This is a genomic window from Bacillus altaicus (assembly GCF_042136375.2).
GTDB lineage: Bacteria > Bacillota > Bacilli > Bacillales > Bacillaceae_G > Bacillus_A > Bacillus_A cereus_U.
Window position 1 is genome coordinate 2396249 of record NZ_CM143394.1, and the last position, 13657, is coordinate 2409905.

Sequence of the window (13657 nt, forward strand, 5' to 3'; positions counted from 1 at the left end):
AAATAGATTCAATATATATCCGTTATTATATGAAATTATTTGTATAATAGTAGGTGAGAACTATTTTCAAGAGGGAGGTGTATAGTTAATGACGTTAGTTATTCCGAAGCAACATGGAGCATGGGCGATGCTTGTCATACCATTTCTATTAAGTGTATTACTTGGTAAACCTACTTTTTATCATATTCCACTGTTTTTAGCCTGGTTCTTTATCTATCTAGCTACTTATCCATTTCTTATGTACATAAGGCAAAGACGAAAAAAAGAATTTCTACACGCTGCAATTGTTTATTTTAGCATTGCATTCGTATTTGGGATGATTTCTTTATTATATGAATGGCGAATTCTTTTATTCGCAGTATTAATGATTCCATTGTTTATTGTAAATATGTATTACGCTCGTCAAAAAAATGAACGAGCATTACTAAATGACATTTGCGCGATTATAGTGTTCTGTATGGGTGGTTTAATAAGTTATTATTTCTCAATGAAATTTATTGATAGAACAGCATTATTCATTGCGCTTATTTCATTTCTATATTTTTTAGGAAGTACGTTTTATGTGAAAACGATGATTCGTGAAAAAAACAATTCGAAGTATCGTTTTATATGTTGGGGATATCATATTGTATTGACGGTAATTGTATTTGCTATAAATCCATGGTGTTCACTCATATTTGTACCAAGTGTAATTCGGGCCATTATGTTGTATGGCAAAAAGATTTCTATATTAAAAGTAGGGATTTTAGAAATTGTTAATTCTGTATATTTTTTAATAATAACGGTAATAATGATGAAGTATGCCATTTAGAAAAACTTCCCATCTTTTGATGGGAAGTTTTCATTCTTGTTCTAAAATATGAACGGTATAATCGCATCTTTGTAATGCTTGTTCTACAGCGTAAAGGGATTGTTCAATACGTGCACGATTAAAATCTTCTTCAACAGTTTGTAATGCATCTTCTAAACAATGTTTCGCTTCTTGTAATGATTGAAAAGAATCTTGTACGTATCCACGAGCATTCTTTTTCAACGTAGTAGCCTCCTTTTGTACATCTTTTTGTAGTATGAACAATAAAGAAGAAAATATAATTTTTATATTTATTTGACAATTATAATAAAATTACGTATAGTTAAATTTAAAGTGAATATTTTCTTATCCAGAGAGGTGGAGGGACTGGCCCGATGAAACCCAGCAACCGCGATGCAGGTGCTAATTCCAGCAGAACATATTTGTTCTGGGAGATAAGACGAAGATATACGTAACTTCTTCTTATCGGAGAGGTTTTTTTGTTGCAAAAAAACCGATTACGAAAACATATAATAAGAAGAAAGGGGTTGCGAAGTACTGTGACACTCGAAAAATACGTAAAACTGCGTAGTACAGTTTATGAATATATGATAGAGCAAGATAAGCCAATATCATTGTTAGATATTCAAGAACATATCGTTTCGCATCATGAAGGAAAATTCACTAAAAAAATGTTACATCAATTTTATTTATCAAGACTATTAGATGAACTCAAACTGGATGGGAAAATTACTTTAGCTGATGATGAATATCGCTATGCTGAAAAAGGGGTATTTTATAAAGCGGGAAAAGGGAGCTAGGCTCTCTTTTTGTCTTGAAATAACGAAGTATGTAGAGTAAAAGACTGCTAAAGCAGCCTGATACAAGGGAATGGGTGTTGAGTGTGTAGTGTCAAAGATTGAATGTGCCTGAAAGAGGCACTTCATATCGGCTGCAAATGAAAAGAGACACCTTCGCCGAATAGGTGTCAGTCGTTTTGTCACGTAGACTCGCTACTTGACAGTTATTAGAATAACATGCAGTATTTTGGAAGTCAAAAGGGAATTAAAGGAAGAGGTGTTGTGATGTATGCGTACTTATTAAAAGATATAACGAAATCGATTCCAAAGTACATTATAGATAGAGGATATGAATATTATGAAGAGGGACATGTAGAAGATGTTGAAATACACGACAAGAAAGTATTTGCTTTCGTTACTGGAAATGCAGGAAACTATGAAGTGATTATTGATCTTGAAGATTTTACAGAAAGTAGCTGCGAGTGTCCTTATGAAAATTATTGTAAACATATGGCGGCAGTTGTGTATGATATTCAAGGTGCTGGTGAGAGTACGGTTAAAGAGAAACTGAACGGTTTAGAAAAAGAAGAGTTACTAACAGTATTAAATCGTTTGTTACAAAGTTCGAAAAATGTGCGAATTGTAGAGAAGATGTTAAAGAAGGGGAAACTTTAACTAAAGAAGGAGTTGTTTTGTAGTGAACGTACTAATTATATACGCTCATCCTAATCCTTCAAGCTTAAACGGGGCGATTTTAGAGCATGTGCAAAAAGGACTTGGGGAAACAAATCATTCTGTTACAATACTTGATTTGTATAGAGAACAATTTGATCCAGTGCTTGTATTTAATGAAGAGAAAAAAAGACGTGATTTATTACATGAAGAAGAGACGGAGCGATATAGAGAATTAGTGCAGAAGGCGGATATTCTTCTTTTCATATATCCGATATGGTGGTGGGGCATGCCTGCTATTTTAAAAGGATTTATCGATCGTATTTTTGTAGCTGGATTTGCTTATAAATATGAGGGATCATTACCGAAAGGCTTATTGAAAGGAAAGAAGGCGTGGGTTATTAATACGTTAGACTCACCGTTATGGTACGTGGCCCTATTATATCGATCAGCAGATTGGATTATGATGAAACGAGGGGTTTTACGTTTTTGTGGTATTCGCGATATAAAACGGTCAGTTTTTCAATCTGTGAAAACGAGTAAACTAGAGAAGCGTGAAAAATGGCTATTACAAATAGAAGAAAAGGCTCGTACATTATGAATGAAATCGATCGTATTATAAAGTGTTGCAATTATGATGACGAACTTTTTCGTACGTATATTAAGTGTTTAGTCCAATTGAAGAAGTGTAGTGAAACGTTAAAACAAATTCAAATACAATTAAGAAATGATTATTTAATAAGAGGGATTTGTGAAAGAGAAGTTGATGAGGTGATTAGGGGAAGTAAAGAATATGAAACATATTTTCTTCCTAAAGTATTGCAGTGGAATTTCCTTAAGAACAATCCTCATATGATTGAAAAAGTGTGTGAAGATTTGTTTACATATGAAGCATTAAATCATGCCGAGATAGAGTGGAGAAAGGTAATAAGCTGTATAGATAACGAATGATTTATTATATAAAAAAGCTAGTATAAAACTAGCTTTTCGTTTAAATAAATAAGAAACATAGACTAATGATAAATCCTGCATATAGTAAGTTAACAACACAAAATCCCATAATATCACGAGCGCTTAAACCAGCTATCGCTAATGCGGGTAGTGCCCAGAAAGGTTGAATTAAATTTGTCCAAGCATCGCCCCATGCAATTGCCATCGCTGTTTTCGCAGCAGGTACACCAAGTTCAGCGCCAGCTGGAATCATAATTGGTGCTTGCACTGCCCATTGACCGCCTCCAGATGGAACGAAAATATTTACAATGCCAGCACTTAAAAATGTAAAGAGCGGGAATGTGGTTTCATTTGAAATACTAATAAAGAAAGTAGAAATAGCTCCTCCAAGCGAAAGCCCTTCACTATTTACTCCAATCATCATCCCCATAATTCCAGCATAGAACGGAAACTGAAGTAAAATGCCTGAAGCACTCTTAGTTGAGTCAGAGAAAGCGCGAATATATTGAATCGGAGTACGGTGGAAAATAAGACCGGCAATTAATAACATAAAAATAACGATATCAAGTGTAAGGTTAAAGCCTTTCGTACTAAAATAGTTAAAAATATAAATAAGACCTAATAATCCGATGCAAAGTGTAATAAACATACTATTTTCCATTTTTTCAGCGAATGTTTTTTGCTCTACTTCTTGAGCGGCAGCCTCTTCATGGAACACGCTAGGGTCTACAGTAATTGTATGTTTTTCATCTGGATGCATTGCTCGGTTAATAAGAGGCATCGTAACGAGAAAGATAAGAACTGGAACGAGAGCGTATGGTGAGAATAACGTTTCTGTTATTGGAATCGCTTCTTTAATACTTCCAGCTGTCGTTTTGATTAACGTTTCGCCGCCTGTTGCTAATGTAAGAGGGATAGAAGCAGAGAGACCGGCATGCCAAATGAGAAATCCGGAGTAAGAAGAAGCAATTGCTAACCTATAATCTAATCCTTCTAACTGTCTTGCGACTTCTTTTGCATATAAAACAGATACAACAATACCAAATCCCCAGTTTACGTATGCTCCTAGTAAACTTACGATTGAAATTGCAATAATACCTTGTCCATTTGTTTTCGGTAGTTTCGCTGCTTTCGTTAATCCTTTTTTAATAAGAGGAGCGTTTGCTAATGCAGATCCTGTCACGAGTACAAGAGCCATTTGCATAGAAAAGGCAAGAAGTCCCCAAATGCCATTGCCCCAATGCGTAATCATTTCAACGGGTGTTTGGTGCGTTGCAAACATGCCGAAGAAGATAACGAAAACAGTTAATAAGCATGATAAAATAAACGGTTCTGGTAAGAAGCGTTGTACTAAGGCAACACATCCATTTGTAAATGAACGAAACAAAATAAATCAACCTCCTTATGTATGTTTATTACAATATTCGAGGTTGTTTGAGTAATATCCTTTAATATATAGAAAATTCAGATAACAAAGAGTGGTTGTCGTAATTTATTGATAGATCGATATTATTAATAAATGGATAGGCTTATACTAAGTTGGATAGATTAAAAAAGTGCACCTCCGATTGTTAGACTGTGTCTAATAATCGGAGGTGCACTTCAAAGGAGGCAACTTTTTTTATTGAACTAAAGCACTCGTTAGCTTAATAGCAAATGATTACAACGGGCTATTTCTCCCAAAGTTCGATCAATCGACCTTCAGGATCTTTAATCCAAATAAACTTTCCAAATTCACTAATCTCTTCTTTCTTTTCAAGAGGTACACCAATTTGTTCAAGATGCTGAATAGTCTCGTTTAGATTATGTACTTGGAAATTTAACATCACTTGTTGTTCTGTAGGAAAATAACTGTCATTCTCGGCAAAGAAAGAAAAGATAGTCTCAGTTCCTAATTCGGGTTTAATCACAGTCCCATTCCAATTTTCTATTTCAATCTTCAACACCTCACTGTACCATTTTTTTATAACATCAAGATTCTTAGTTCTCCAAAATATTCCTCCGAAACCTTTTATCATTGTATTTAACTCCTATCTATCTTTAAATTTTTAATGACATAAGTTCAACCTTCAATAAAACGCAGTGCACAACGGGAATGGTGATCGGTTAGATCTTTTGCAAATTGTTGATTCGGAAATCCTCTGTGAAGCAATCTCAACCCGCCTGAAGTTAAGGATATATGATGATGGAATCGATAGAATAACATCCTGTTGGGGTCGAGAGTATCATTCTTTAAATATCGATAATAATCCCCAAATCGAAACTGCAAAAAACTGTGCTCATGCTCAATATCAAAGAACTCGGCTCCTTCGATATCAATCAAATAAGGTTCTAGTTTGTCATTAATTAATACATGATCAGGGCCGAGTTCCCCATGTATAAATCCATAACGACTTCTTGGTTCGATTTTTGATTCAAGCTCGTACAATGTATCGAGTAGATTGCTATGACTAGCCCGGATGCTGTCAATATGTTGGCATGCGTAATCTAAATCTTTTTTTGCATTCTTCATTTGCAAGTGATGACATTTTTCCGTGTTGATCCCACTTTGATTCGCTCTCCCATGAGTAAGTCTCTCGTTGGCATGCATGTCTGCCAGCATATCTCCTATCCGCTGAAACACTTTATCTTTAACATATGAATCGGAATGTTGAAAATAAACTTCTGCCTTTTGTCCACTTACATATTCAACGAGAGCATAATCATAAGGATAACGGTTTCTTTCCTTATTCAGATCATATAGAAGGGGAGTTTGAATTCCTTGTTGGATTAAATACTTGTTATTTAATTCAAATAAATCACTACTATAGGATTGCTCATGTATATCTCCGTTCGCTATTTCTTCTTGAAAATAATTCATGGTAAGATCCCAAACATACAGAACGCAGGAAAATCCATTGCTGCAGTCAATCTTATAGACTACCTTTTGTGCACCGCCATGCATTTTCGTTACACTAGAAACCAAATAACTGGTACCAAAGACTTTTTGCATATACTCCTGTAAATCAGATTGATCAAGGTGACAAATGATTCTCAATGAATAACACCCCTTTTTTTAGGTTTTGCTGTCAATCAAACTATATAAAAAATCTAACCAAAAGTATAGATTGTTTATTTATAATTTGTTATGATGTTAAATTGGGTCTGGAAAAATAGTCATATAAAAACCGGTTGGAGCTCCAATGGTTTTTTTGATGAAATCATTCTTACTTCTCAAATACCTCGCCACACAAAAACTTAAAATGAATGAATCTATACGATTTTCAATCCTTCTTCTTTTCACTAACTTTACCATTATTTTTAATTGAGTATTACTGCCCCATCAGTTTAAGTGAAAACCTTCATAATCTTAATGATCTATTCAAACTTGAATAATCTAATTGCCTGAAAACGTTCCTCAACAATCTGGCCCTTTAGTGGAGTAACTTTATTACTACTCAGCAGTTCCTTAATCCGCCCTTCAGTTCAGATCTTCTTTTCACTATAAAAACATCTCTTTAGATAAACAGATCCAAAGGGACAAAACATCGCGTCTTTTTTATAAACACCGTGACTTTATTTAAAAGCGATATTAAAAATATTCTTCAAATCCTGGAAGCATATGTTTGCCGCAAACAAAAAGAACCATAAGCTAGCCGTTTTGGCAAAATTATGGTTCTTATCACAAAGTAAAAGCCATGTGCGATCTTTTAAATATCGTACAGTATTACGAAGTTTCGCTAATTTTAGTTTCTGTATGAGTGTTAGTAGCAATTTTTTTCTTAATCTTAAAGTGATAGTAGGTGTAGCAAAAGATGATAAATGGTACAGTGCAATAGATTCCTAGTCTTTGACTTGGGATAAAGATAAGACTTATTAATATAATGCCATACAATCCAAAACCAAGAATTGGTACAAGTGGATAAAGTGGAGTTTTAAATTTTAAGTCTTCTAATTTTCCACCTTCGGCTAAATAATGTTTACGGAAAAAGAATTGAGAAACACAAATTGACATCCAAACAATAATTGTAATGACTCCAGAAATTGAAATCAGCCATAAGTAAACCGTTTCAGCAGCTACAACGCTTGTCAAAAGAGAAAAGGCAGAAATAGCTATCGTCAAGAGTAAAGCGTTTAGAGGTATCCCTCGTGATGATAATTTCTTTAAAAAGGCTGGAGCCATATCATTTTTTGATAATGACCAAAGCATTCGAGTTGCGGCGTACAGTCCTGAGTTTGCGACAGAAAGAACAGCAGTAAGAATAACAAAGTTCATAATATCAGCTGCATATGGAATACCTATATTATCAAATACAGCAACAAACGGACTCTTTGTTAATCCTGCCTCTTCCCAAGGAATTAAAGCCACGAGAACAAAGATTGCTAAGACGAAGAAAAACATCGTGCGCCATATTATATTTCTAATAGAACGAGGTAAAGTCTTTGCTGGATCTTCACTTTCACCTGCTGCGATTCCAACAAGTTCTGTACCTTGGAAGGAATAATTGACTGTAACCATTGTTAATAAGATAGCGGCAAGTCCATTTGGGAATAAACCACCATGATTTACGAAATTTGAAAGAAGCGGAGCGGGTTCGTTTCCTTTTAAATCAATAAAACCGAACATAGCAGCGCCGCCAAGAATAATGAAAGCAATAATGGCAGATACTTTTATACTTGAAAACCAAAATTCTGTTTCTGCATAACTACGAGCGGATAATGCGTTAATAGTGAATATTGTAACACCAAATATTAAACACCAAACCCAGACAGGAATATCAGGAAACCATCGCTGCATTGTAATACCAGCAGTTGTAAATTCAAGACCAGTCGTATTCGCCCAGCTTAGCCAATACAACCATCCGATAGTAAACCCAGTTGCGGGATTGATGAACTTAGTCGCATATTCCTGGAAGGAACCTGAAACTGGCATTGCTACAGCAAGCTCACCAAGACATAGCATAACGAGATACATTAATAATCCACCGGCCATAAAGGCAAGTACGGATCCACCAGGTCCAGCTTGACTTATAATAAAACCAGATCCGTTAAATAACCCCGTTCCAATCACACCACCGAGTGCAATCATGAATAAATGTCTACCTTTCATCGTGCGCTTTAATTCATTGTTTGTGTCGTTTACTTGCGTCATTGTTTTCCTCACTTTCATAATTGGTAGTATGATAATTGATGTTTTTCCGTATTATGGAATGTATTCCGTGATGTGAAATCTTGTTCTAATTTTCAGATAATTAAAAAGAAAAGTCAATATTTTTTTGTTTGCGTTTTCATTTTTTGATAGTGTTATATCTTTATTGTTAGAAAATTAAATAAATTAATTGATTTCAGTTTGAATTTTTGTTAAATTGATAGTTAATTAGGATAAACATACTACAAGTAAAGTTGAGGCGAGTTATGGTACAGTCTATTGATCGAGCGATAGGTATTATTAAGCTACTGAATTCTACAAATGAAAAAGAGTATTGGGCTATTTCTGATATAGCTGATAGAACACATCTCCCGGTTAGTACAGTACATAGGTTATTGAACTCTTTAATGGAGCATGGATTAGTTACGCAAATTTCAGAAACAAAACAGTACAAGATTGGACCAATGTGGATGGAAATAGGATTACGTCAATTGGAGAAGGTAGACTACAGATCTGTTGCAAGAGAAGTGATGAAGCGTTTGGCCTCTGAAGTTGAAGAAAGTGTTTATTTGAACATTCCAAATGGAACACATTCTATTATCATTGAAAGAATTGATAGCCCTTTAACAATTCGAGTTATCGATAACTTAGGGGAGCAAATTCCACTTTCGATTGGCGCCGCAAATAAAACGATGCTTGCTAATATGAAAACGAATGAAATGGAATACATTGTAGAAGATTTACTTTCTTCTTTACCAGAACAAAAGCAAATTCTTCTTGATCAAATAAAGCAAATAAGCAATGAAGGATATGCTGTCAGTTATGGTGAAAAAACAGAAGGGACAGCTTCAGTAGCTGCACCTATTATCGGATTTAATCATAAAGTAGTAGGAGCATTAAGTGTTGGGTTAATTAGTCATCGCATTAATGATGATCGACTATCTTTTCTTATTAGTAAGGTAAAACAAGCAGCTCATGAAATATCAATAAAAATCGGCAGTACATCAGAATTATAATTTTGATAGCTGTCGTCATTTTTTATTCATATGTTGGAATTCATTTTCATAATGCGGAAAAATAGGGGGATTTATATGTCAAAGTGGCAATCAAAAGAACAATTGGTGCAATTATTAAGCAATCTTGTTGAAATTCCTAGTATTACAGGTTCAGAAGCTGAAGTTATATTACCAGACTTTGTTGTAGAACAATTATCTGAATTACAGTATTTCAAACAAAATCCGCATCATTTGCAAAAAAATCCGACGGGGGATGGAAGATATTTTGTTACAGCCCTAGTAAAGAAAAGTGATAGTACGAAAAATACCGTAATTCTTGTTAGCCACTTTGATGTTGTAGATGTACAAGATTACGGAGTGTGGAAAGAAGATGCATTTAACCCTAAAAAGTTAACATCTATGTTTTATTCTCATAAAGATGAGCTACCAGATCATGTACGTGAAGATATAGAACAAGGAGATTGGCTATTTGGTAGAGGAACAATGGATATGAAATGTGGTCTAGCTTTACAAATGGCAATGGTTGAGCAAGCTTGTGAAGGAAGATTTGATGGGAATGTTCTTTTATTGGCTGTTCCAGATGAAGAAGTGAACTCTGTAGGGATGAGGGCTGCTGTTCCGAGATTACTAGATTTAGCAAGAGAACATGACTTAGAGTATAAAACGGTTCTAAATTCAGAGCCTATGTTTTCAAGGCATCCTGGTGATCAAAATAAGTATATTTATACTGGTTCTATTGGTAAGGTGTTACCTGGTTTCCTTTGCTATGGAAAAGAGACACATGTAGGCGAACCTTTTGCAGGATTAAATGGGAGCTATATGGCGGCATTATTAACAGCGGAATTAGAGTTGAATACTGACCTTTGTGATATTGTAGATGGTGAAGCGAGTCCTCCACCAACTAACTTGCTTCAAAGAGACTTAAAGGAGGATTATTCTGTACAAATTCCTCATCGTGCTGTCACATTATTTAATTTGTTTTTACTAGAAAAAACGATGACAGATGTAGTTTCATTGTTACGCCAAAAAGTAACGAAAGTAGCAGAGAAAATCGAAGAATCGTATGAGGAGCGAGCGTATCATTTTTCTAAGCATAATCCGTTCATACCGCCTAATCTCAAAGTAAATGTATTAACGTATGAAGAGCTTATCACTTATGCAATTGAACAACATGGAAGAGAAAAAATAGATGAAATTCAATCTAATATTATAAAAAATAGAGAAGATAAAGATGATCGTGCGGTAACTATTGATTTAGTAGACAAATTATCTATCTTATGTAAAGAAAAGGCTCCGATGATTGTACTTTTCTTTGCTCCGCCATACTATCCAGCTGTGAGTTCACGCAACAATCCTTTAATTAAAGAGGTAGTTGTAGAAATGGAAAAGTATGCCCACTATAATCATAGCATTACATTTGAAAATCAAAATTATTTTGGAGGAATTTCAGATTTAAGCTATGTGGGCTTACAAAACCCATTGGATTCAATGAGTTCTCTTGTAGACAATATGCCATTATGGGATAAAGGTTATTCGATTCCACTTCAGGAATTAGAAGAGTTTGACGTTCCAGTATTAAATATGGGGCCAGTAGGAAAAGATGCACATCAATGGACGGAGCGTCTGGACGTAAATTACGCATTTGAAACGCTATTAGATATGTTACCTATATGTATTGAAAAATTACTTGTTTCTAATAAAGTTACACAGTTATAGTGTTTGTATAAGAGAGATAGAAAAAAGGACCGTAATTGGTCTTTTTTATTTTTGAAATATGATGTCATTTTACCTTGATAGCGATGGACGATATCCCTATTACGTAATGATTGTTAGACGTCCAATTTGATTACACTCTTCAGCGAACCAAAGATCGCCATCCGGACAAATCGTGATACCATGTGGCTCTGCATTATTTGTAGGTATCGTATATTCCGTAATAACTCCTTCAACTGTAATACGGCTGATTTGGTTACCTCCCCATTCTGTGAACCAAAGATCTCTGTTCTTCCCGGGTATTATGGCATGAGGACGAGCGTTCGGCGTCGGTATAACAAATTCTTTGACCTCACCTTCGAACGTAATTCTACCAATTTTATTGCCCATGATTTGCCCAAACCATATTGCTCCATCTGGTCCGCTCGCAATTCCAATTGGCCCGGAGTTGGGTGTTGGGATTGGATATTCTTTGACCTCACCTTTAGTGGTTATTCTCCCAATCCTATTGTTCTGATTCTGTGTAAACCATAATGCACCGTCTGATCCCAGAGTAATAAAAGAGGGAAATGATTTGGAGTTAGGCAATTCAAACTCGGTGATTTCCCCTGACTTTGTTATTCTTCCGATCCTACCATTATTCATTTCTGTAAACCATATTGCTCCATCTGGTCCTTCCGTTATGCCAAAAGGTGCAGCGTTCGTTGTAGGGAGTACATATTCTTCAAAAAGACCGTTCATAGACATTTTCCCGATCTTGCTGGAGTTATATTCCGTAAACCATAAGTCACCGTTCTGGTCCGAGATAATTGACATAGCTCCTGCATTTGCTGTCGGAATGGGAAAAGAATTTATTTCACCAGTAGCATTTATTCTACCAATTCGATTCCCTTTCTGTTCCGTAAACCACAATGCTCCGTCTTTTCCTACGGTTATTCCATATGGTCCTGAATCTATTTCATTGACCACATATTCTTGTATCGTGATCCTCATATCATTTCCTCCCATTGAAAATTTTGAGTCTTGTTTTTCGGTATAATTTAGTTTGAAAAAGGACATTTCTGGTATTACAGTGGATGCCCTTTTTGCTAAATTATAAGATATTTTATTAGAATTCAAAGTCTAGAATCATTTTACTGGTTTGACCTGTAAACTTATAATTATAGGACCCTTTCAGGCTTTCTAATTCACCAGTAGCTTTGATGATTGTTGCAGGGGAATCTAGATTTCCTTTATCAAATATCCCTTGCTCTATAGCTGTAAATGTCCCTCGTTTTCCTTTATAAATTCCTCCGAAATGTAAAAATCCGGAAATTTTAGCGGTAGCCAAGTGACCATCATCTATAGTTGATTCTAAATAATATAATAAATATTCAACAAAAGCTTTTCCTTTTAATTCACCGTCAATATCATATTCGACATGGGCAATATTAATAGGGAAATCTTTTCTAGTGTCATTGACTGGCTTTTCATCCCATTTACTTACTGTAAATGTTACTTCCATACGCGTAAACCTCCCTTCATCATTAGATGAGTAATCTACCTCCAGTATATCACCTAAAAAGAACCATCAATAATTATATCTCATAGGAGTGTTTCTAAAGTAACGGATGCTTCTTATATGACATTGAAGGTAAATTTTTATTTAAAAGTTTACTTTCGTATTTACAATGAAATAAAAATGATTTTTATTAATTTGTTATTTTCATACTTTTACAAAACTTATTTTCACTATATGAAAATAAAAACAATTTATGAAGGGATTCTTTACAAACAAAAAGAAGGCATCTCGAATAAAGATTAATCAAAATGGCCTTCTTTACACATGCCCATCAACTTAAGCATTCAGAATTACCCCAGAACGAAAAAATGAGTTTTTTTGCTACAAGTTAGCAAAAAATTTCGTTCTGGGGATATTTACTTTTCTTAGGTTGATGGCGATGGGGTAGTACCACATGCCCATCAAGCTAATATTTTGAAGTATCCCCAAAACGAAAACTTTATATCATTACCCCAGCCTTTACCTCATACCGGAAAACAAAGGGTATGGGTATACTTTCCTATTTGATATTTGTTTTGTTAAAAATATTGTTCGTATAGGAAGCGAATAAGCATCCTATACGAACCACATTACATATTAATAATTTAGAAGGTTTTAAAAATAAAGAGGTGGTTTTTAAATGTATTATGAGTCAGTATATTATCCTTATATAAATTATGATCAATACTTCGATCGTCAATTCCCTGGTCCTCAGATTCCAGGTATACCTGGAATGCCAGGTTTTCCGGGTGTACCAAGTTTTCCAGGACAGCAAAGTTCACAAGCTCCAACATCTCCTCCCCCATCATTTATTCCTCAACAATCAACAGCTTCACCATTTGCTGTTGATCCAGGAGCAATTTCATTATGTTTATTTCGAAATACTTATATATGGCTTAGTAATGGTGAACAGTTTTGGTATTTCCCAATTTTTGTAGGACCAAGGTCTGTTGCTGGTTTTAGATGGAACGGTAGGTTTTGGGTTATTTTTGGAATTGATACGAGAAGGATTATTTCATTTACATGTTTTTAAAAATTATAGAGTAA

The 13657-nt window shown here is 34.9% G+C and carries 15 protein-coding genes and 1 riboswitch; of the genes, 8 read left to right on the top strand and 7 right to left on the bottom strand.

The features are described 5' to 3' along the window. Positions 1-88: 88 nt before the first annotated feature. On the top strand, positions 89-811 hold the full coding sequence (locus tag ACE38F_RS12510; protein WP_375370440.1) for a YwiC-like family protein: 723 nt from the start codon (positions 89-91) through the stop codon (positions 809-811). 30 nt (positions 812-841) lie between these two features. Here ACE38F_RS12510 and ACE38F_RS12515 read toward each other — a convergent pair whose 3' ends face one another. After that, entirely contained in the window at positions 842-1033 is a 192-nt protein-coding gene (locus ACE38F_RS12515) for a hypothetical protein (protein ID WP_215553619.1), read from the bottom strand. 120 nt (positions 1034-1153) lie between these two features. Then, a riboswitch (SAM riboswitch) is annotated at positions 1154-1252 on the top strand. A 38-nt stretch (positions 1253-1290) separates the two neighbouring features. Here ACE38F_RS12515 and ACE38F_RS12520 point away from each other — a divergent pair. The 4 genes from ACE38F_RS12520 (at position 1291) to ACE38F_RS12535 (ending at position 3213) form a co-directional block, all read left to right on the top strand. Then, positions 1291-1611, top strand: a complete 321-nt coding sequence (locus ACE38F_RS12520; protein ID WP_002110869.1) for a hypothetical protein — start codon at positions 1291-1293, stop codon at positions 1609-1611. Between the two features lie 264 nt (positions 1612-1875). Beyond that, the gene (locus ACE38F_RS12525) at positions 1876-2265 is read left to right on the top strand and encodes an SWIM zinc finger family protein (RefSeq protein WP_375370439.1); all 390 of its coding nucleotides are present in this window, start codon (positions 1876-1878) and stop codon (positions 2263-2265) included. Between the two features lie 22 nt (positions 2266-2287). Beyond that, complete coding sequence (locus ACE38F_RS12530; protein WP_375370437.1) at positions 2288-2863, top strand: NAD(P)H-dependent oxidoreductase; 576 nt, start codon at positions 2288-2290, stop codon at positions 2861-2863. Further along, positions 2860-3213 (top strand): group-specific protein, encoded by a 354-nt coding sequence (locus ACE38F_RS12535; RefSeq protein ID WP_375370532.1) that lies wholly within the window; start codon positions 2860-2862, stop codon positions 3211-3213. The genes ACE38F_RS12530 and ACE38F_RS12535 overlap by 4 nt, the downstream gene beginning before the upstream one ends. A gap of 40 nt (positions 3214-3253) precedes the next feature. On the opposite strand, the gene ACE38F_RS12540 is transcribed toward ACE38F_RS12535, so the two are convergent. The 4 genes from ACE38F_RS12540 to ACE38F_RS12555 form a co-directional block, all read right to left on the bottom strand. Beyond that, complete coding sequence (locus tag ACE38F_RS12540; RefSeq protein WP_375370436.1) at positions 3254-4600, bottom strand: short-chain fatty acid transporter; 1347 nt, start codon at positions 4598-4600, stop codon at positions 3254-3256. Positions 4601-4883: 283 nt separating this feature from the next. Then, complete coding sequence (locus ACE38F_RS12545) at positions 4884-5231, bottom strand: VOC family protein (protein WP_002033235.1); 348 nt, start codon at positions 5229-5231, stop codon at positions 4884-4886. A gap of 44 nt (positions 5232-5275) precedes the next feature. After that, positions 5276-6205, bottom strand: coding sequence for a phosphotransferase (locus ACE38F_RS12550; protein ID WP_375370531.1), 930 nt, complete (start codon positions 6203-6205; stop codon positions 5276-5278). A 714-nt stretch (positions 6206-6919) separates the two neighbouring features. Beyond that, positions 6920-8344, bottom strand: coding sequence for an amino acid permease (locus tag ACE38F_RS12555; protein WP_375370435.1), 1425 nt, complete (start codon positions 8342-8344; stop codon positions 6920-6922). A gap of 263 nt (positions 8345-8607) precedes the next feature. Between ACE38F_RS12555 and ACE38F_RS12560 the strand changes: the two genes are divergently transcribed. Both ACE38F_RS12560 and ACE38F_RS12565 read left to right on the top strand, forming a co-directional pair. Continuing rightward, the gene (locus tag ACE38F_RS12560; protein ID WP_375370434.1) at positions 8608-9357 is read left to right on the top strand and encodes an IclR family transcriptional regulator; all 750 of its coding nucleotides are present in this window, start codon (positions 8608-8610) and stop codon (positions 9355-9357) included. Between the two features lie 75 nt (positions 9358-9432). Then, entirely contained in the window at positions 9433-11073 is a 1641-nt protein-coding gene (locus ACE38F_RS12565; protein WP_375370433.1) for a M20/M25/M40 family metallo-hydrolase, read from the top strand. Between the two features lie 99 nt (positions 11074-11172). Here the strand turns inward: ACE38F_RS12565 and ACE38F_RS12570 are convergent, their stop codons facing one another. Both ACE38F_RS12570 and ACE38F_RS12575 read right to left on the bottom strand, forming a co-directional pair. After that, positions 11173-12063: a Vgb family protein gene (locus ACE38F_RS12570; protein WP_375370432.1), complete on the bottom strand. Its 891-nt coding sequence runs from the start codon at positions 12061-12063 to the stop codon at positions 11173-11175. 115 nt (positions 12064-12178) lie between these two features. Then, on the bottom strand, positions 12179-12574 hold the full coding sequence (locus ACE38F_RS12575) for a DUF3224 domain-containing protein (RefSeq protein WP_215552532.1): 396 nt from the start codon (positions 12572-12574) through the stop codon (positions 12179-12181). A 676-nt stretch (positions 12575-13250) separates the two neighbouring features. Here ACE38F_RS12575 and ACE38F_RS12580 point away from each other — a divergent pair. Then, positions 13251-13643, top strand: coding sequence for a collagen-like protein (locus tag ACE38F_RS12580; protein ID WP_375370431.1), 393 nt, complete (start codon positions 13251-13253; stop codon positions 13641-13643). Positions 13644-13657 lie beyond the last annotated feature (14 nt).